General features: G+C 73.8%; 13 protein-coding genes. 10 read left to right on the top strand and 3 right to left on the bottom strand.

Annotated features, from left to right (window positions below; translation table 11 throughout):
* Positions 1-499 precede the first annotated feature (499 nt).
* The 6 genes from ACP4IX_RS16295 (at position 500) to ACP4IX_RS16270 (ending at position 8,198) form a co-directional block, all read left to right on the top strand.
* On the top strand, positions 500-1,147 hold the full coding sequence (locus ACP4IX_RS16295; protein ID WP_426523332.1) for a ScbR family autoregulator-binding transcription factor: 648 nt from the start codon (positions 500-502) through the stop codon (positions 1,145-1,147).
* Positions 1,148-1,298: 151 nt separating this feature from the next.
* A complete protein-coding gene (locus ACP4IX_RS16290; RefSeq protein WP_426555926.1) occupies positions 1,299-2,570 on the top strand; it encodes a damage-control phosphatase ARMT1 family protein in 1,272 nt (423 codons plus the stop codon).
* A gap of 188 nt (positions 2,571-2,758) precedes the next feature.
* Positions 2,759-4,942, top strand: a complete 2,184-nt coding sequence (gene cyc2 / locus ACP4IX_RS16285) for a germacradienol/geosmin synthase Cyc2 (protein ID WP_426523334.1) — start codon at positions 2,759-2,761, stop codon at positions 4,940-4,942.
* Between the two features lie 75 nt (positions 4,943-5,017).
* Entirely contained in the window at positions 5,018-5,626 is a 609-nt protein-coding gene (locus ACP4IX_RS16280) for a PDZ domain-containing protein (RefSeq protein ID WP_426555925.1), read from the top strand.
* Positions 5,627-6,040: 414 nt separating this feature from the next.
* Entirely contained in the window at positions 6,041-7,171 is a 1,131-nt protein-coding gene (locus tag ACP4IX_RS16275; RefSeq protein ID WP_426555924.1) for an aminopeptidase P family protein, read from the top strand.
* Between the two features lie 73 nt (positions 7,172-7,244).
* The gene (locus ACP4IX_RS16270) at positions 7,245-8,198 is read left to right on the top strand and encodes an aminoglycoside phosphotransferase family protein (RefSeq protein WP_426555923.1); all 954 of its coding nucleotides are present in this window, start codon (positions 7,245-7,247) and stop codon (positions 8,196-8,198) included.
* Between the two features lie 75 nt (positions 8,199-8,273).
* Here ACP4IX_RS16270 and treZ read toward each other — a convergent pair whose 3' ends face one another.
* Positions 8,274-10,019, bottom strand: a complete 1,746-nt coding sequence (gene treZ / locus ACP4IX_RS16265; RefSeq protein ID WP_426523338.1) for a malto-oligosyltrehalose trehalohydrolase — start codon at positions 10,017-10,019, stop codon at positions 8,274-8,276.
* Between the two features lie 196 nt (positions 10,020-10,215).
* On the opposite strand from treZ, the gene ACP4IX_RS16260 reads away from it, so the two are divergent.
* Both ACP4IX_RS16260 and ACP4IX_RS16255 read left to right on the top strand, forming a co-directional pair.
* A complete protein-coding gene (locus ACP4IX_RS16260; protein WP_426555922.1) occupies positions 10,216-10,767 on the top strand; it encodes an FHA domain-containing protein in 552 nt (183 codons plus the stop codon).
* 235 nt (positions 10,768-11,002) lie between these two features.
* On the top strand, positions 11,003-12,328 hold the full coding sequence (locus tag ACP4IX_RS16255; RefSeq protein WP_426555921.1) for a M14 family zinc carboxypeptidase: 1,326 nt from the start codon (positions 11,003-11,005) through the stop codon (positions 12,326-12,328).
* A 111-nt stretch (positions 12,329-12,439) separates the two neighbouring features.
* Here the strand turns inward: ACP4IX_RS16255 and treY are convergent, their stop codons facing one another.
* Together treY and glgX are read right to left on the bottom strand one after the other, a co-directional pair.
* On the bottom strand, positions 12,440-14,827 hold the full coding sequence (gene treY / locus ACP4IX_RS16250) for a malto-oligosyltrehalose synthase (RefSeq protein ID WP_426555920.1): 2,388 nt from the start codon (positions 14,825-14,827) through the stop codon (positions 12,440-12,442).
* A gap of 93 nt (positions 14,828-14,920) precedes the next feature.
* Positions 14,921-17,050, bottom strand: coding sequence for a glycogen debranching protein GlgX (glgX, locus tag ACP4IX_RS16245; RefSeq protein ID WP_426555919.1), 2,130 nt, complete (start codon positions 17,048-17,050; stop codon positions 14,921-14,923).
* Positions 17,051-17,416: 366 nt separating this feature from the next.
* On the opposite strand from glgX, the gene ACP4IX_RS16240 reads away from it, so the two are divergent.
* Entirely contained in the window at positions 17,417-18,664 is a 1,248-nt protein-coding gene (locus ACP4IX_RS16240; protein ID WP_426523343.1) for an SAV2148 family HEPN domain-containing protein, read from the top strand.
* Positions 18,665-18,789: 125 nt separating this feature from the next.
* A complete protein-coding gene (locus tag ACP4IX_RS16235; protein ID WP_426523344.1) occupies positions 18,790-19,512 on the top strand; it encodes a 3'-5' exonuclease in 723 nt (240 codons plus the stop codon).
* Positions 19,513-19,531 lie beyond the last annotated feature (19 nt).

Genomic DNA, 19,531 nt, shown 5'->3' with positions numbered 1-19,531 from the left:
AGGTGTGAGTTGTCGGTGCCGCATCGTGATGAACGGGGCCGGGGATGTGGGTGAAGTCGTGGGTGAGCGGGTGAAGTGCCGGGCGCGCGGAAGCCCGGCGTCCGGCGGCTCCGCCGTCCGGCCCACGGTCACTCCGCGCACCCTCCTCGGCGGCATCGACCGCGGCTACGAGGCGCTCGCCCTGCCCGGCACGGTGTGCAACGACAGCGACCGACGGCGGCCCCCGACGGCAGCACCTCGATCGCCTTCGCCGGCCGGCACTTCACCGAGCCCTCGGGCTCCAGCTGCCCCGGGCCGGCCGGGACCGGCCGGCCCGACCGGGGCTGCCCGGGACCGACCGGGACCGACCGACCGGACCCGGTCCGCGCCTTCGACGGGGCGGGCCGGTCTCGGGGATCGCGAGGCCGTAAGGACGCTGATCTGACGGTGAGTTATCGTGTACAAGGGGTTAAGACAGGTGGCACGGCCTGTTGCGTTCCAGCCCAGGAGAGTTCAGCCGATGGCGAGGCAGATACGCGCCGAGCAGACCCGCGCGACGATCCTCGGTGCCGCCGCCGACCTGTTCGACCGTCACGGATACGAGTCGACCAGCCTGAGCGAGATCGTGGCCCACGCCGGAGTCACCAAGGGCGCCCTGTACTTCCACTTCGCGGCGAAGGAAGACCTCGCCCACGCCATCATGGAGATCCAGTCCAGAACCTCGCGCCGGCTGGCGACGGAGCTGGACGGCCGGGGCTACACCTCCCTGGAGGCGCTGATGCGCCTGACGTTCGGCATGGCCCGGCTCTGCGAGGAGGGACCGGTCCTGCGGGCCGGGCTGCGGCTCGCCACCGGCGGAGTGGCGGTACGGCCACCGCTGCCGCACCCCTTCACCGAGTGGCGGGAGATCGCCTCCTCCCGCCTCCTGGACGCCGTCAGGCAGTCCGACGTGCACCCGGACATCGACATCGACTCCGTCGCCCACACCCTCGTCTGCTCCATCGTCGGCACCCGCGTCGTGGGCGGCACCCTCGAACCGGCCGCACGGCAGCCACGCCGCCTGGCCGGCATGTGGTACCTCCTGATCCGGGGCATGGTGCCGGTGACCCGACGCGCCCGCTACCTCACCCTCGCCGCCCGCCTGGAGCGGGAGACGGGCCGGGTCTGAACCCTGCCGGGGCCCGCTCGGAGTGCGAGGGTCCTCGCCGGGTGCGAGGGTCTCGCGCAGGGACGCGGGCGGCGCGACGCGGTGCGGGGGGCTCCTGCCGGGGCGCGGCGGCTCCGTCTTCCGCCCCGGGCCCCGCGATACGGTGAGATGCATGCCCGCCACCCCGTCCCAGCCCGCCCCCGTCGCCCCCGTCATCCTCGGTGACGAGCCCGGATCCTTCCCCCACGGCGTGCTGGCCGAGCGGCACCCCGCCATCATCCGGCAGGTGCGTGAGGCGTTCCCCTACGGCCCCGAGCGGCGACGGGCCCTCGACACGCTGCTCGCCGACTGCGCCGACGGCGTGATCGAGCCGCTGCCCGACGACGCCGAAGCACGCGACCGGGCACGCTGGGCGGACTGGGGGATGGACACCTACGTGGGCCGGTCCTGGTTCGACGTGCCCTGGCTGTGGGCGGAGAGTTACTTCTACCGCCGGCTCCTCGACACCGTCGGCTACTTCGGCCCCGGCACCTGGCAGGGCGTCGATCCCTTCCGCCCCGCCAAGCTCGCCGAACTCGACGCGAGGGAGACGGACGAGGAACTCGCCGCGCTCGACGGCCTCGCCGACCTGCCCGCCGACGAGCGGACCCGGGCCCTGCTGCACGGTTCGCTCTGGGGCAACCGCGCCGACCTCGGCTTCCGCCTCTCCGACAGCGCCGCCGGCACCGGTACCGGCACCCAGGACAAGGTCCAGGCCCTGGTCGCCGACGACAGCGACGCACTCTGGTCGCTGCTCCCGCCCTCCGGAACGAGCACCTCCCGGTCGGGTACCTCCCGGCCGAGCACCTCACGGGCAGGCAGCTCCGGCCCGAACACCTTGTGCCTCGTCGCCGACAACGCCGGCCGCGAACTCGTCCCCGACCTGCTCCTCGTCTCCGACCTCCTCGACCGGGGCCGCATCGACCGGGCGGTCCTGCACGTCAAGCCGTACCCGTACTACGTCTCCGACGCCACGCCCGCCGACGTGCTCGACGCCCTGCGGCGGCTCGTCGCGGCGGGCGGTGCGGCCGCCGTGCACGGCGACCGGCTGTGGACCGCGCTGACCGACGGCCGCGTCACCGTCCGTGCCCACCCCTTCTCCTGTGCTCCCCTGCCGTACGCGGAGATGCCCGACGACCTGCGGGCGGAGTTCGCCGCGGCCACGGTCACCGTCCTCAAGGGCGACCTGAACTACCGCCGCCTGGTGGGCGACCGCCGGTGGCCCCCGACCACGTCCTTCACGGACGTCACCGCCTACTTCCCCGGCCCCGTCGCCGCACTGCGCACCCTGAAGTCCGACGTGATCACCGGCCTGACCGCGGAGACGGAGGCCGCGTTGGCGGCCGGTGGCGAACAGCGGTGGCGGACGAGCGGGACGCACGCGCTGATCCAGGTCAGGCGCTGAGGCCGGGCGCTGGGGCGAGGCGCTGAGGCCGGGCACTGGGGTTGGGCACTCGGGTCGGGCACTGGGGTCGGGCGCGCGGAGGGGAGGGGGAACCGGCGAGAGTTCCGGGTTTCGTCCCGATTCACGCGATGGTGTGATGATGTCCCGGCCCGTGGATGTGCCCGGAAGGCCATGGGTAGGGCCCGGCCATGACGCAACAGCCCTTCGAACTCCCGCACTTCTACCTGCCGCATCCCGCGCGCCTGAACCCGCACCTCGACGAGGCCCGTGCCCACTCGACGACGTGGGCGCGCCAGATGGGCATGCTGGAGGGCTCGGGGGTCTGGGAGCAGTCCGACCTCGACGCGCACGACTACGGCCTGCTCTGCGCCTACACCCACCCCGACTGCGACGGGCCGGCGCTCTCCCTCGTCACCGACTGGTACGTGTGGGTCTTCTTCTTCGACGACCACTTCCTGGAGAAGTTCAAACGCACCCAGGACCGCACCGGGGGCAAGGCCCACCTCGACCGGCTCCCCCTGTTCATGCCGCTCGACCTCGGCACCGGGATGCCCGAACCGGAGAACCCGGTCGAGGCGGGCCTCGCCGACCTCTGGACGCGCACGGTGCCGGCGATGTCGGCCGACTGGCGCCGCCGCTTCGCCGTCGCCACCGAGCACCTGCTCAACGAGTCCCTGTGGGAGCTGTCCAACATCAACGAGGGGCGGATCGCCAACCCCGTCGAGTACATCGAGATGCGCCGCAAGGTCGGCGGCGCCCCCTGGTCGGCCGGGCTCGTGGAGTACGCGACCGCCGAGGTGCCCGCCGCCGTCGCCGGGTCCAGGCCGCTGAGGGTGCTGATGGAGACGTTCTCCGACGCCGTGCACCTGCGCAACGATCTCTTCTCCTACCAGCGGGAGGTCGAGGACGAGGGAGAGCTGAGCAACGGCGTACTGGTCCTGGAGACCTTCTTCGACTGCACCACCCAGGAGGCCGCCGAGCTGGTCAACGACGTCCTCACCTCCCGGCTGCACCAGTTCGAGCACACCGCGTTCACCGAAGTGCCCGCCGTCGCCCTGGAGAACGGTCTGACACCGGCCGAGACCGCCGCCGTCGGAGCGTACGCGAAGGGCCTGCAGGACTGGCAGTCCGGCGGCCACGAATGGCACATGCGTTCCAGTCGCTACATGAACAAGGGCGCCCGGCCCACGGCCCCCTGGCAGGCGCTGACCGGGCCCGGCACCTCCGCCGCGGACGTCGGCGGGCTGCTCGCCGCGGCCGCCGCCGAGCGGGCGCGACCCTACACGTACACGCCCTTCCAGAAGGTCGGCCCCTCGGTCATCCCCGACATCCGCATGCCGTTCCCGCTGGAGCTGAGCCCCGCCCTGGACGGCGCCCGGCTCCACCTGTTCGAGTGGTCGCACCGGATCGGGTTCCTCAGCGAAGGGGTGTGGGACGAGGAGAAGCTGGCCAGCTGCGACCTCCCCCTGTGCGCCGCGGGCCTCGACCCGGACGCCACCCAGGAGCAGCTGAACCTCGCCTCCGGCTGGCTGGCCTTCGGCACCTACGGCGACGACTACTACCCGCTCGTCTACGGCCACCGCCGCGACCTGGCCGCCGCCCGGCTGACGACGGCCCGGCTGTCGGCCTGCATGCCGCTCGACGGCGAACCGGTGCCGCCGCCGGCCAACGCCATGGAACGCTCCCTGATCGACCTGTGGGCACGCACGACGGCCGGCATGACGCCCGAGGAGCGGCGTCCCCTGAAGTCGGCGGTCGACAAGATGACCGAGGCCTGGGTGTGGGAGCTGGCCAACCAGATCCAGAACCGCGTCCCCGACCCGGTGGACTACCTGGAGATGCGGCGCGCCACCTTCGGCTCCGACCTCACCCTGGGCCTGTGCCGCGCCGGCCACGGCCCCGCCGTGCCGCCCGAGGTCTACCGCACCGGTCCCGTCCGGTCCCTGGAGAACGCGGCGATCGACTACGCGTGCCTCCTCAACGACGTCTTCTCCTACCAGAAGGAGATCGAGTACGAAGGGGAGATCCACAACGCGGTCCTCGTCGTGCAGAACTTCTTCGGCGTCGACTATCCGACCGCGCTCCCGGTCGTCCAGGACCTGATGAACCAGCGCATGCGCCAGTTCGAGCACGTCGTCGCGCACGAACTGCCCGTCGTCTACGACGACTTCCAGCTGTCGGACGAGGCACGAGCCATCATGCGGGGCTATGTGACCGACCTGCAGAACTGGATGGCCGGCATCCTCAACTGGCACCGGAACGTCTCGCGGTACAAGGCCGAGTACCTGGCCGGGCGCACCCACGGCTTCCTCCCCGACCGGGCCCCGGCCGTGCCCGTCCCGAGGCCCACCGCTCTGCCCGTGCTCGGCTGACCGACGGTCAGTCTCACTCTTTCGTGGCTCGTCACGCGCCGGCGCGCCGGGTAGAGCACCTGCCGGAGGCGAACCATGGAACACACAGCGTTGCGACCCAAGCCGATGCCCGGCCGGGAGCCGGGGGGCGGCTCCGCGCCCGACACCGCCCGGCGTCCGTGTGCGGGGCGGCCCCGCCGCCGACGGCTCACCACCCTGCTGCTGGGCGTGTTCACCGCGACGGTTCTGGTCCTGGCCGGCGCGGGACTCGGCACGATGGGCGCCACGGTGATCGGCACGAGCCGACTCGCCGAGCTGCAACGGCAGGCAGGGGCGCCGGGGGCGGGGCCGGGTGCGGAACAGGGGGCGTCGGCGGGCGGCCGGGCCGCCCCCGCACATTCGTCGGCCGGCCCGTCCTCGTCACCTTCCCTCGCGCCGGCCGCCGCGACCCTCGGCGTGGAGGCCGTGGACGACGAGAAGCCGGGGGCCCTGGTCGTGGGCGTCCACGTGCCCGGCCCGGGGTACGCGGCGGGCCTGGTCCGGGGCGACGTGCTCCTGACGTTCGGCACGGCCCGGGTCGACTCGGCCGCCGATCTCGCCCGCGCCGTGTCCCGCGCCCGGCCGGGCAAGGAGGTCAAGGTCACCGTGCGCCGCGCGAGCGGCGGCTACCAGCAGCTGACGGCCGTACCGGGCGTGGTCACCTGACCCCCTTCGCACCCGGCCGCCACCAGGGGCCGTCCGGCGATCACGGAGCCGCGGGCGGCTTCCCCCAACCCCGCCCCCGTGCCGTGGTGCGCGATGTCCCCGGCCGCCGGCCGGGGCGTCCCACCGCCCCGACGATCCCCCGGCCGGTCGCGCACCCGGCCGGTCGCGCACCCGCTCGGCGCGGCCGGCTCCCGGCGCGCCCGCCGGGACGCGGATCACCGATGCGCGCCGGTACGAGCACGGCGCCGGCCTCCTTCGCACGTCCGAGGGGCTCGCCCTGGCAACCGGTGCCGGTGGCGCGTACATCCATGAGTCGGGGGTGGCCGACCTGTGCCGATCGGCTCGCGCCGCCCCCTCGCTACGGGCAGGATGCTGCCCGTAGTCCCTTCACGTCCGCTGCCCAGGGAGACCCGGATGACCGGCAGTCCGCACGCTGTTTCCTTCACCGCCGACGACTACCGGGCCCGCATGGAGCGCGCGGCGCGGGCGGCCGCCGATGCCGGGCTGGCCGGGCTGCTGGTGGCGCCGGGCCCCGACCTCGTCTGGCTCACCGGTTACGCGCCCACCGCGGCCACCGAACGGCTCACCCTGCTCGTCCTCGTTCCCGGCCGCGACCCCGTCCTCGTCGTCCCGGCGCTGGAGGCCCCCGACGCCGGGAAGGCCGCCGGCGCGCCCGCCCTGACCCTGCGCGACTGGACCGACGGCAAGGACCCCTACGCCGCCACCGCCGCCCTCCTCGACCGTTCCGGGCGGTTCGGCGTCAGCGACAACGCCTGGGCGATGCACCTGCTGGCCCTGCAACGCACGCTGCCCGGCACCTCGTACGCCTCCCTCACGGAGGCGCTTCCCATGCTGCGTGCCGTCAAGGACGCGGCGGAACTGGAGCTGCTGACGGCGGCGGGCGCGGCCGCGGACGCCGCCTTCGAGGAGATCCGGAAGGTCACCTTCGGAGGGCGTCGGGAGTCCGACGTCGCCACCGATCTCGCCGGACTGCTGCGGCGGTTCGGGCACTCCCAGGTCGACTTCACCATCGTCGCCTCCGGCCCGAACGGTGCCAACCCGCACCACGAGGCCGGCGACCGGGTCATCGAGGACGGCGACACGGTCGTCCTCGACTTCGGCGGCCTGAAGGACGGCTACGGCTCCGACACCTCCCGCACCGTCCACGTGGGCGAACCCACCGACGAGGAGCGCCGGGTGCACGACCTGGTCCGCGAGGCGCAGGAGGCCGGCTTCCGGGCGGTCCGGCCCGGTGTCGCCTGCCAGGACGTCGACCGGGCCGCTCGCGCGGTCATCACCGACGCGGGGTACGGCGAGTACTTCATCCACCGCACGGGGCACGGCATCGGCGTGACCACGCACGAGCCGCCGTACATGATCGAGGGCGAGGAGCAGCCCCTGGTGCCCGGCATGTGCTTCTCCGTCGAGCCCGGCGTCTATCTGCCCGGCCGGTTCGGGGTACGCATCGAGGACATCGTCACGGTCACCGAGGACGGCGGCCGGCGCCTCAACGACACCACCCGGGAGATGGTCATAGTGGAGTGACCGACGACAGCCCGACCCGAACGCCCCGGCGGACCCGAACACCCCGGCAGACCCGGAAGACGACGGCGCGACCATGACCCAGCCACCGACACCCACCGCGGACACCGTCCGCCGACTGGTCCGTTCCCTGCTGGGCGGGAGCGCGGAACCCGACGTCCGGCCCGTCGCGGAGGGCGCCGGGCCCGCCACCTGGTGGGTCGGCACCCGGCACGTGCTGCGCCTGGCCCCCGACCGCGAGGCCGCGGTACGGCAGCGACGCGAACTGCGCCTGCGCGAGCTGGTCCGCCCGTACGTCTCCGTCGCGGTGCCGGCGAGTGTGGCGCACGGCGAGTGGGCACCGGGTCTGACCTGCACACTGGACGTCAAGGTTCCCGGCGGGCCGGGTGAGGACCACGACGTGTCGGCCCTCGGCGAGGCGGACCTCGCGGCGCTGCTCACCGGGCTGCGCGAGGTGCCGGTCCGCCAGGCCGAGACCCTGGGCGTGCCCCGGGCCGCTCCACGGTCCCTGGAGACGCTGCGGCAGGCCGCCGAGCCGGCCGCCCGTCGCCTCGCCGAGGCCGACGAGTTCGAGGCGGCTCGGCCGGAGCGGCTCACCGGGGCGGCGGCGGCCCAGCTCGGCGTCCAGCCCGGCGCGGCGGTCCTCGTCCACCACGGGCTGACCGGCGAGCACCTGGTGGTCGGCGCCGACGGCCGGGTGCGCGGTGTCCTCGGCTGGACCGACGCGGTGCTCGGCGACCCGGCCGAGGACATCGCCGCGCTCGCGCTCTCCGTGGGCTCGCCCGCCGCCGTCCGCGCCGCCACGCTCGCCGGTTACGGCGCCCGCCCGTGTCTGCGCGGGCTGTGGCTGGCCCGCTGCGACGCGGTCGTCCACCTCGCCGGGGCCCTCTCCGGCCGGTCGTCCGCGCCGGCGGCAGGGTCCGTGCCCCTGCCGCTGCTCAGGGCGCGGCTGCGGCGCGCCTGGGAGCCGATCCTGCTGGAACGGGTGACGGAACTGCGCGGGGACGGCACGGCCGAGGACCCCGCCTGAGCACGCCCCCGTCCGTTCCCCCGCTGTCTGCTGTTCCCCGCTGCCTCCCGTCCCCCGCCACCTCCTGCCCCGCGGTCATTCCTGTACGAGGACCACGCTCGACTCGCCCGGCACGCGCAGCACCCCGTCCGCGCCCGGCGCCCGCACGGGCTCCCACGCGGCGAGCACGCGCGCGGGGCGGGTGCCCAGCGGGATCGCCGCCGGTTCGGCGCCCAGGTTGACGGCCACCCGGATGTCGCCGCGCCGGAAGGCCAGCCACCGGGCCTCACCGTCGTACGCCACCTTCGTGTCGGCGAGGTCGGGGGCGGTCAGGTCCGGCTGCTCGCCGCGCAGGGCGATCAGCCGGCGGTACCAGGCCAGCACGCGGGCGTGCGGCTCGCTTTCCGGCTCGGACCAGTCGAGGCAGGACCGCTCGCGCGTCGCCGGGTCCTGCGGGTCGGGGACGTCCTCCTCCTTCCAGCCGTGCGCGGCGAACTCGCGCCGCCTGCCGCTCCGTACCGCCTGAGCGAGGTCCGGGTCGGTGTGGTCGGTGAAGAACTGCCACGGCGTGCCCGCGGCCCACTCCTCGCCCATGAAGAGCATCGGGGTGAACGGCGCGGTCAGCGTCAGCGTGGCCGCGCAGGCCGCGAGACCGGGGGAGACCAGGGAGGCCAGGCGGTCGCCCTGGGCGCGGTTGCCGACCTGGTCGTGGGTCTGGCTGTAGCCGGTCAGCCGGTGCGCGGCGACGCGGCCGCGGTCCAGCGGCCGGCCGTGACCGCGGCCCCGGAAGCTGGAGTAGGTGCCGTCGTGGAAGTAGCCCCGGGTCAGGGTCTTGGCGAGTGCCGCCAGTGGAGCCCGCGCGAAGTCGGCGTAGTAGCCCTGCGACTCCCCGGTCAGCGCGGCGTGCAGGGCGTGGTGGAAGTCGTCGTTCCACTGTGCGTGCACGCCCAGGCCGCCTTCCGCGCGCGGGGTGATGATCCGCGGGTCGTTGAGGTCCGACTCGGCGATCAGGAACAGCGGTCGCCCCAGGTCGGCGGCGAGGCCGTCCACGGCCGTCGACAGTTCCTCCAGGAAGTGGCACGCGCGGGTGTCGGCCAGGGCGTGCACCGCGTCCAGGCGCAGCCCGTCGATCCGGTAGTCCCGCAGCCACGCCAGCGCGCTGCCCACCAGATAGGCCCGCACCTCGTCCGAGCCGGGCGCGTCCAGGTTGACGGCGACGCCCCAGGGCGTGTGGTGGGTGTCGGTGAAGTACGGCCCGAAGGCGGGCAGGTGGTTGCCGGAGGGGCCCAGGTGGTTGTGCACCACGTCCAGGACCACGCCCAGGCCCAGTCCGTGGGCCCGGTCGACGAACCGTTTCAGTGCCTCGGGCCCGCCGTACGGCTCGTGCACCGCCCACAGCGAGACCCCCTCGTACCCCCAGCCGTGCCGGCCCGGGAAGGGGCACAGCGGCATCAACTGGACGTGGGTCACGCCCAGTCGGGCCAGATGGCCGAGCCGCTCGGCGGCGGCGTCGAGCGTGCCCTCGCGCGTGTAGGTGCCCACGTGCAGCTCGTACAGGACGCCGCCGGGCAGCGGGCGCCCGCCCCACTCGGCACGCCACGCGTACCGTCCGTGGTCGACGACCGCGCTGAGCCCGTCGGGCCCGTCCGGCTGCCGGCGCGAGCGCGGGTCCGGCCGCACCGGCCCGTCGTCCACCGCGAAGCCGTACCGCGAGCCGTCGCGCGCCTCGGCCTGACCGCACCACCACCCCGGCCGCTCGGGATCGCGCTCCAACGCGCGCGTGGCGCCGTCGCACTGCAACGTCACTCGGCCGGCCTGCGGTGCCCACACCTCGAACTGCACGGACGGTTCCCCTTCGTCTGCTCACCGTGATGTAGCCCGTCCATGGTCCTGCAAAAGTGATCTCTCCGCTGCTGAAAGTCCCCGTTTGCGGCGGGTGTCGTGCCGTGCCCGGCGAACGGCGGCCGTGCGCGGCGCCCGCGGCGGCCGCTCTCCCGTTTTCTGGACACTCCGGCCCGGCTGACCGACAATCACCTGCGTGACGTCGTCCTTCGAGTTCCACACATACCCCGCGCGGTTGTCCGACGCGGAGCGCGACAAGGCGCTGAAGGTACTCCGGGACGGCGTCGCGATGGGGCGTCTGTCGCACGACACGTTCATCCGCAGGATGGAACTGGCGCTCGCCGCCCGCCGCCTGGAGGAACTCGCCGCGCTCACCTCCGACCTGCCCACCGAGAGCAGGGTGTCGCGGCTGGTGTTCGGCACCGTCGAGGCGGTGTCCGGGTTCGGCGTGCGGCTGCGGCGGGCCTGGCAGGCCGAGCGGCTGCCCAAGCTGCTGCTGCCCCACCCCGGCGCCGGTCATCCGCTGCGTATAGGACGCGACCCGGCGAGCGGGCTGCGGCTGAGCCACGAGACGGTCTCCCGGGTGCACGCCGAACTCAGCCGTCAGGGCGGCATGTGGGTGCTGAGGGACCTCGGCTCCACCAACGGCACCACGGTCAACGGGCGGCGGGTCATCGGCGCGGCAGTCGTCCGCGAGGGCGACCAGGTCGGCTTCGGTCAGATGGCCTTCCGTCTCGCGGTGACCTGAGCCGGCGTCAGGCACGGCACAGCTCTGGCCTGGGCCTCACTCGTTGTCGAGCGTCCCGGTGGGGTGCCGGGCGGGGTCGTCGGCGGGGTGATCCCTGCGGCGAGCCCCTTTGCTTTTCACGGTGTTGACGTACCCCCCAAGTCGTGACTGACTGTGCGTACACCGCGCACGCCAGGTGAACCGACGGCCCGCATCGTGGAGGTGTGCCCTGACGCCCCTCCTGCGCTATCCGACCGTGGACGAGCTGGGCGTCCGGGCCGCCGCACTCGTCGCCCGCCACCCCCGGCAGGCCCGGCTGCGCCGCGTCGGCACGTCCCGCGCCGGCACCCCGCTGCTGCTGCTCTCCGTCGGCCACGGCAGCCGCCAGGCCCTCGTCGTCGCCGGCCCGCACGCCAACGAGCCCGTGGGCGGTGCCACCGTCCTGCGGCTGGCCGAGCGCGCCCTCGCCGACCCCCGGCTCACCGAGGGCGCCGACGCCACGTGGAACCTGCTGCTCTGCGTCGACCCCGACGGGCTGCGCCGCAACGAGGGCTGGCTGACCGGCCCGTACACCCTCGGCCGCTACGCCCGGAACTTCTTCCGGCCCGGCTTCCTGGAACAGCCTGAGTGGCTGCCCGACGGCCCGGACCGGGCCGTCCTGCCGGAGACCCGCGCCCTGCTCGCACTCCAGGACGAACTGCGGCCCTTCCTGCAGTGCTCCCTGCACGGCGTCGACGTCGGCGGCGGCTTCGTCGAGCTGACCCACGAGCTGCCGGGCCTCGCCCAGCGCATCGCCCACACCGCGGCCCAGCTCGGCATCCCCCGCGAACTCGGCGCCTACGACACCCTGTACTGGCCCGACCTCGGCCCCGCCGTCTACCGCATCCCGCCGCCCCGCCGGGGCGACCTCACCGCGGCCATCACCGAGGCCGCCGTCGACTCGACGTGGTGCCACCCGCAGCGGTACGGCACCGTCACCGCGGTCGTCGAGGCGCCCATGTGGGGCGTGGCCGCCGTGGCGGACGGCTCGTCCCCGGTCGACCGGGACGGCCTGCTGCGCTCGGTGAGCCGCACCCTGCGTGACGACACCCGGCGTCTGCACCGCGTCCTCGCCCGGCTCCGGCCCCACCTCGCCACCGTCCCCGAGGCGGGCCGCCTCCTCGCGCCGGTCGACGACTACCTGCTGGTCTGCCCGAGGCTAGCCGACGCGTGGGACCCCGACACCGACGACGGATCGGGCCGCTCCCTCCCGCCGATGAACACCGCCCACCTGGCCGCCCTGCGGCTCGCCGGACGGCGTCTGTCCCTGCGGACCGCGGGGCTGCTGCATCAGCTGGTGACCCGTACCGGAGGCGATCCGGCGGGCGTGCTGCCCGAGCTGGACCGGCTCGTCGACGAGGGCTGCGCCGACTACCGGGACGGTTGCGCGGCCCGCTGGATACCGGTCCCGCGCCAGGTGGAGTACCAGACCCGGGTCGTCCTCGCCGCGTTCGAACTGGCCGGGCGGCACCCCACCGCGGGCTCCCGCTCGGGCGAGCCGGGCCGGGGCTCCGAGGCCGCCGTGCCGATGCGCCGCGAATGACCGCGTCCTCCGGCGGCGCCGCGCCGACGCCCCTCCGCGCCGACGCCCCTCCGCGCGGCCGGCCGGCAGACGCGCGGACGCACGGGCGCGCGCGTGTGCGTCCGTGTGCGGTCAGGTCCCGTCCCCGTCCGCCGCCACCCGCTCCAGCAGTGCCACCGGCGACCGGGCGAACAGCTCCGCCACGCGCGTGTGCCCCATGAACTCCCGCCCGGGCGACAACGCGTCCGCCCACCGGCCCGGCGGCAGCGGCAGCGTCGTCCCGTGCCAGCCGCCCGCCCCGGCCAGTCGCAGTGACAGCCGGGTCACGGCCGTCAGGACCTCCCCGGAGCGGACGAACGCCACGCAGTGCGCCGCCGCGGGGCCCTCGGCGGGCAGCGGCTCGTACGTCGCCGCGTCGCCGAAGGCGTCGGGCCGCCGCGCGCGCACCGCCAGGGCCGCCCGGGTCACCGCGACCTTCTCGCCGCCCCCGCCGCCCTCCCCGAAGCGGACGGGCCGGCGGTTGTCCGGGTCCACCAGGGCCAGGTACTCGGCCTCCGTGCCCTGGTAGAGGTCCGGCACCCCCGGCATCGTCAGGTGCGCCAGGGCCGTGCCGAGGACGTTGGCCCGGATGTGCGGCTCCAGCGCGTCGCGGAACGCCGCCACCCGCTCGCCCGGCGCGCCGCACGGACCCGCCGCCACGAACCGGGCCACCGCCTCCTCGTACGGCGGCTCCTGCTCCGTCCAGCTGGTGAACATCCCCGCCTCGCGCACGTGCTTCAGCAGCGCCTCCCGCACGCGCTCACCGTCCGCCGGCCCGAGCCCGAACACCGTCTGCCAGGCCGCCCACGCCACCTGGGCGTCCGGCACGCCCTCACCCGTGCGGGTGACCTCCGCCAGGACGTCCGCCCAGCGCTCGGGGCATTCCGTGAGCACCGCCAGCGCGGCCCGCACGTCGGCGCTGCGCTTGGTGTCGTGGGTCGAGACGACCGTGCCGGTCGTGGGCCAGTCGCGCTGCACGCGCGCGCAGTACTCGTGGAATTGCTGCGGGGACACCGCCGGACTCCCCGGGTCCCCGCCCACCTCGGTCGCCGACAGCAGCGGCACGTAGCGGTAGAAGGCCGTGTCCTCCACCGACTTCGCGCGCAGCGCCGACGCCGTCTGCGCGAACCGCGTCCGGAACTCCACGTGGTCCGGCCCGTCTCCGTACCGCCCCAGCGCCAGGCCCCGTACGACGTCCACCGCGCCGGCCTCCTCGGGCACCGAGAACGCGAGCCGCGCCTCGGCCGCGGCCTCCTCGGTGACGACCGACGCCGCGTCCACCGACGAGTACGGCCGGTACACCTCCAGCCGGACCAGCAGCTCCCGCAGCGCCGCGCGCAGCGCCCACGGAGCCCGGTCGCGCAGGACGGGGTCCGGCGAGGCGACGCACAGGCGGTGTGCCACCCGGGTCAGCCGGTCCACCTCGGTGGCCAGCTCGTGCGTGACCACCTTGTACGCCGCCCGCCGCACCGTCGCCGCCCAGTCCCCGCCCCGGTCGGTCTGCGGGGCGGCGAACCTGCGGTACTGGCCGAGCAGTTCCCCGTACCCGGCGGGGTCCGTGAAGAGGCCGTCGACGTGGCGCAGGGCGTCGTAGCCGGTCGTGCCCGCGACGGGCCAGGCGGCCGGCAGCCGTTCACCGTCCGCCAGGATCTTCTCGACCACCGTCCACCGGCCGCCGCTCGCCTCGTGCAGCCGCCGCAGGTAGGTGTCGGGGTCGGCGAGGCCGTCGGGGTGGTCGACGCGCAGGCCGTCCACCACCCCCTCGTGCAGCAGCCGCAGCACCGTCGTGTGCGTGGCCTCGAACACCTCCGGGTCCTCCACGCGTACGCCGATCAGCTCGGAGATGCTGAAGAAGCGCCGGTAGTTCAGTTCGGTCCGGGCGAGCCGCCACCACACCGGGCGGTACCACTGCGCGTCCAGGAGCTGCGGCAACGGCAGGCCGGCCGTGCCGTCCCGCAGGGGGAAGGCGTGGTCGTGGTAGCGCAGTACGCCGCCGTCGACCCGGAGGTCGTCCAGCACCTCGCCCACCGGGGCGCCGAGCACCGGCAGCAGCACCTGGCCGCCCTGTGCCTCCCAGTCGATGTCGAACCACCGCGCGTACGGGGACTCCGGTCCCCGGCGCAGCACCTCCCACAGGGCGCGGTTGTGGCGCGGGGACATCGCCATGTGGTTCGGCACGATGTCCACCACCAGGCCCAGGCCGTGCCCGCGCGCGGTGCGGGCCAGTGCCCGCAGGCCCTCCTCGCCGCCCAGCTCCTCGCGCACGCGCGCGTGGTCCACGACGTCGTAGCCGTGCAGCGAGCCCGGGACCGCCTCCAGGACGGGGGACAGGTGCAGGTGCGACACACCGAGCGAGGCGAGGTACGGCACGGCCGCCGAGGCGGCCCCGAAGGGGAACGCGGGCTGCAGCTGCAGCCGGTAGGTGGCCGAGGGGGCCGGAGAGGCCGGGGACAGCGCCGGGGCGGGTCGCTCAGGTGTCATGGAGGACTACGTACCCGCCCCGCCGCCGTTCGTGTCATCGGCCCCCTGCACGGACGTACGGACGGGGCCCGCCCCGGTGACGCCGTACGCCCGTCAGACGGGTCGCCGCAACACCGCCAGGCTCCGGTCCACCAGGGTCAGCCGGTCCCCGGCCTGCACCTTCGCGGCAGGTTCCGCGGGCACCCCCTCCGTCAGGGCGGTGTCGACGATCACCTCCCACTGCCGGCCGTGGTCGACCGGCACCACGAAGTCCAGCGGCTTCGGCGAGGCGTTGAACATCAGCAGGAACGAGTCGTCGGCGATGCGTTCCCCGCGCGCGCCGGGTTCGGAGATCGCGTTGCCGTTCAGGAACACCGTGAGCGCCGACGCCCGCGCCGAGTGCCAGTCCCGCTGGGTCATCTCCGCACCCTCGGGGGTGAACCAGGCGATGTCCGACAGCTCGTCGTGGGTGCCCTCCACGGGGCGGCCGTGGAAGAAGCGCCGCCTGCGGAAGACCGGGTGGTCCTTGCGCAGCCAGACCATCGCGCGCGTGAACTCCAGCAGCCCCGTACCGGCACCGGCACCGTCGCCGTCGTCGTCGGGCCACGCCACCCACGCCAGCTCGTTGTCCTGGCAGTAGGCGTTGTTGTTGCCCCGCTGGGTGCGGGCGAACTCGTCGCCGTGGCTGATCATCGGCACACCCTGGGAGAGCAGCAGGGTGGCGATGAAGTTCCGCATCTGCCGCGCCCGCAGCTCCAGCACCGCCGGATCGTCGGTGTCGCCCTCGGCGCCGCAGTTCCAGGACCGGTTGTGGCTCTCGCCGTCCCGGTTGTCCTCGCCGTTGGCGTGGTTGTGCTTGTCGTTGTACGCCACCAGGTCGTGCAGGGTGAAGCCGTCGTGGCAGGTGACGAAGTTGATCGAGGCCAGCGGACGGCGGCCGTCGTCCTGGTAGAGGTCGGAGGAACCGGTCAGCCGGGACGCGAACTCCGCCAGCGTGCGCGGCTCGCCGCGCCACAGGTCCCGCACCGTGTCCCGGTACTTGCCGTTCCACTCGGTCCACAGCGGCGGGAAGTTGCCCACCTGGTAGCCGCCCTCGCCCACGTCCCACGGCTCGGCGATCAGCTTCACCTGCGACACCACGGGGTCCTGCTGCACCAGGTCGAAGAAGGACGACAGCCGGTCCACCTCGTGGAACTGCCGGGCCAGGGTGGCGGCGAGGTCGAAGCGGAACCCGTCGACGTGCATCTCGGTGACCCAGTACCGCAGCGAGTCCATGATCATCTGGAGCACGTGCGGGGACCGCATGAGGAGTGAGTTCCCGGTCCCCGTGGTGTCCATGTAGTAACGGGGGTCGTCGGTCAGCCGGTAGTAGGACGGGTTGTCGAGGCCCTTGAAGGACAGCGTGGGGCCCAGGTGGTTGCCCTCGGCGGTGTGGTTGTAGACCACGTCGAGGATCACCTCGATCCCGGCCTCGTGCAGCGCCTTCACCGCCGACTTGAACTCCAGGACCTGCTGGCCGCGGTCGCCCCAGGAGGCGTACGCGTTGTGCGGGGCGAAGAAGCCGATCGTGTTGTAGCCCCAGTAGTTGTTCAGGCCCATGTCCACCAGGCGGTGGTCGTTGACGAACTGGTGCACGGGCATCAGCTCCAGCGCGGTGACCCCCAGTTCGGTCAGGTGCCCGATGAGCGCCGGGTGCGCGAGGGCCGCGTAGGTGCCGCGCAGTTCCTCGGGGAGCTTGGGGTGCCGCATGCTCAGACCCTTCACGTGGGCCTCGTAGATCACCGTGTGGTGGTACTCCGTCCGGGGGCGCCGGTCGTCGCCCCAGTCGAAGTACGGGTTGACGACGACCGACGTCATCGAGTGCGGCGCCGAGTCCAGGTCGTTGCGCCGGTCGGGGGCGTCGAAGTGGTAGCCGTACACCTCCTCGCCCCACTGGACCGAGCCGCTGATCGCACGCGCGTACGGGTCGAGGAGCAGCTTGGCGCTGTTGCAGAGCAGCCCGCGCTCCGGGGCGTACGGGCCGTGCACGCGGTACCCGTACCGCTGCCCCGGCATCACGCCCGGCACGTACGCGTGCCGGACGAACGCGTCGCTCTCCCGCAGCTCGATCGCGGTCTCCGAGCCGTCGTCGTGCAGCAGACACAGCTCTACTCGGTCGGCGGCCTCCGTGAAGACCGCGAAGTTGGTGCCGGCGCCGTCGTACGTGGCACCGAGTGGATACGCCTCTCCAGGCCAGACCTGCATGAACACGACTCTTTCAGGTGTGGGGCGCCGGTGCGGACGCCTTGGCTCCGAGTCTCCCGGAAGTCTCCCCGAAAGTGAGGCGACCGCCTGGCACGTACGTCCTCCTGCCCACCCGTCGGCCTTTTGCACGACCGGCGCCCGGGGGAGGGCGCGAGGGATCCTTCCCCGTACCGGGCGGCGTCACCGCTATGAATCCGCTCACTCCCCGGTGTAACGCGGGCCGGAACGCGCTTGCGGATCAGGTCCGTTGGGAAAACCGGCCCGGCCATCGGGCTGCACCGCGGACCGCTCGCGGAGTACCCTTCCTTGATCGTTGGGACGGGGTCTCCCCGGTAGTGCTCCGGGGGAGCGGAAGGCGGTGCGCGGGTGGGCTCGGGAGGGCTGGAGCTGCCTCCTGGTGACGACGGTCACCAGGGGGACTCCACGGACGTCCCGCCCGGTGCGGTGTCCCTGGCGCGGCCGATGAGCGCGGGCGCGATCGGTCCGGAGCTGGACTGGGACACCGACGCCTGGCACGAGGTGCGCACCCGTGCGCAGCGGGCCGGCCGGGCCTACATCTGGCTGAACCTCGTCGAACAGCGGCTGCGCGCGGTCGTGGCCGCCGTCCTCAGGCCGGTCTACGAGCCCGTCCACGGCGACGAGTGGGTGGTCGCCGCCGCCGGGCCCGCCGGCCAGGAGTGGGTGCAGCGGGCCGTCGCCGTCCGCGAGGTCAGCCGCCGCAAGGGGTACCTGCTCGACCCGGCCGACGACAACGTCCTCAGCTTCCTCACGCTGCCGCAGCTGCGCGAGCTGATGATCCAGCACTGGCCCTGCTTCGAGCCCTACGTGGACGAGCGCCGCGACGTGGAACTCGCCCTGGACGAGCTGGAGGTCACCCGCAACGTCGTCTCCCGCAACCGGGCGCTGTCCGAGGCGGTGCTCAGCCAGGCCGAGCGGGCCTCGGCGCGGCTGCTGGAGGTCCTCGGCGCGGGCGGCGACGTGCCGTCCACACGGCGGCTGCCGGTCGACGCGGTGGAGGACCTGGTCGGCGACCGCTACGCCGACGTGGTCGCCGTGCACTCGGACCGGGTGCGGCTGCTGCGCCAGTTCCCGGCCGAGGACCTCTTCGGCGGCGCGCGGCGCGTGGACGCCCTCGGTATCGGCCTCAACCTGCTCGTGCAGAACTTCTCCGGCCGCCGCCTGCTCCGGCTGGCCGAGTCCGGAGGCCGGGTGCGGCTGCTCTTCCTGAACCCGGCCTCCAGTGCGATCAAGCGCCGCGAGCGCGAACTCGGCATCAAGCGGGGCGAGCTGAGCCGCGCCGTGGAGATGAACATCCTGCACATGCGCCGGGTGCGTTCCCGGCTGCGGGACCCGGGCGCGTTCGAGATCCAGGTCTTCGACGAGACCCCCCGCTTCACGGCCTACCTCGTCGACGGGGACGGCGCCGACGGCATCGCGGTCGTGCAGTCCTATCTGCGCCGGACGCGGGGGATGGAGGCGCCGGTACTCGTCCTTCGGAACGGACGGAACGGCGGCAAGGTGGTGAAGTCGGACCAGATGGACGAAAGTGGACTCTTCCCCACTTACCGCGAGGAGTTCGAGCTGATGTGGGCGGATTCGCGGCCGGTGTCGTGAGTGCCGGCGACGGGAGGGCCTGCCGCCTGACCGGACGTAAGCGGAATGCGATCCTCTGATTGTCAGTGGCCCATGGGAAGGTGGAGACCACTGGGGGAACGCACCACTGAGAAGGGGGACCGCCCATGGGCTGGCACCGGGAGCTGCTGGTCGGCTTCGACCTGGAGACGACGGGCACCGATCCGCGTGAGGCACGCATCGTCACGGGGGCCGTGATCGAGGTCGTGGGCGGCGATCCGCGAGGACGCCGGGAGTGGCTGGCCGACCCCGGCGTGGAGATCCCGGCGGACGCGGTGGCGGTGCACGGCATCACCGGCGAACGAGCGGCCGCCGAGGGCCGCCCAGCCGACCAGGTCGCCGACGCCATCGCCGGTGTGCTCGCGGCCTACTGGAAGACGGGCGTCCCGGTCGTCGCCTACAACGCGGCCTTCGACCTCACCCTCCTCTCCGCCGAACTGCGGCGCTACGGACTGCCGTCCCTGCGCGACCGCCTGGGCGGCCTGGACCCCGCCCCGGTCATCGACCCGTACACCATCGACCGTTCCGTCGACCGCTACCGCCGCGGCAAGCGCAACCTCGAAGCCGTCTGCCGGGAGTACGGCGTCCCGCTCGACGCCGCCCACGACGCCACGGCCGACGCCCTCGCCGCGGCCCGGCTGGCCTGCGCGATAGCCGGCCGCCACCCCAAGGTCGCGTCCCTCGGCCCGGCGGAGCTGCACCACCGCCAGATCGAGTGGTATGCCGAGTGGGCGGCGGACTTCCAGAGCTTCCTGCGCCGCAAGGGCGACGCCGCGGCGGTCATCGACGGGAGATGGCCGGTGCGGGAGCCGGCCGGCGAGCGGGTCTGACCGGTACCGGAAAGGACGA

It is taken from the genome of Streptomyces sp. WG5 (assembly GCF_049974565.1).
GTDB lineage: Bacteria > Actinomycetota > Actinomycetes > Streptomycetales > Streptomycetaceae > Streptomyces.
The sequence above is the reverse complement of the archived record's forward strand: the minus strand, read 5'-3'. Positions and strand labels throughout refer to the sequence as shown.

Excerpts from the sequence above, each read along its gene's own strand:
- ACP4IX_RS16295 (WP_426523332.1), top strand. The coding sequence starts at position 500 with ATGGCGAGGCAGATACGCGCCGAGCAGACCCGCGCGACGATCCTCGGT.
- ACP4IX_RS16290 (WP_426555926.1), top strand. The coding sequence starts at position 1,299 with ATGCCCGCCACCCCGTCCCAGCCCGCCCCCGTCGCCCCCGTCATCCTC.
- cyc2 (WP_426523334.1), top strand. The coding sequence starts at position 2,759 with ATGACGCAACAGCCCTTCGAACTCCCGCACTTCTACCTGCCGCATCCC.
- ACP4IX_RS16280 (WP_426555925.1), top strand. The coding sequence starts at position 5,018 with ATGGAACACACAGCGTTGCGACCCAAGCCGATGCCCGGCCGGGAGCCG.
- ACP4IX_RS16275 (WP_426555924.1), top strand. The coding sequence starts at position 6,041 with ATGACCGGCAGTCCGCACGCTGTTTCCTTCACCGCCGACGACTACCGG.
- ACP4IX_RS16270 (WP_426555923.1), top strand. The coding sequence starts at position 7,245 with ATGACCCAGCCACCGACACCCACCGCGGACACCGTCCGCCGACTGGTC.
- treY (WP_426555920.1), bottom strand. The coding sequence starts at position 14,827 with ATGACACCTGAGCGACCCGCCCCGGCGCTGTCCCCGGCCTCTCCGGCC.
- glgX (WP_426555919.1), bottom strand. The coding sequence starts at position 17,050 with ATGCAGGTCTGGCCTGGAGAGGCGTATCCACTCGGTGCCACGTACGAC.
- ACP4IX_RS16235 (WP_426523344.1), top strand. The coding sequence starts at position 18,790 with ATGGGCTGGCACCGGGAGCTGCTGGTCGGCTTCGACCTGGAGACGACG.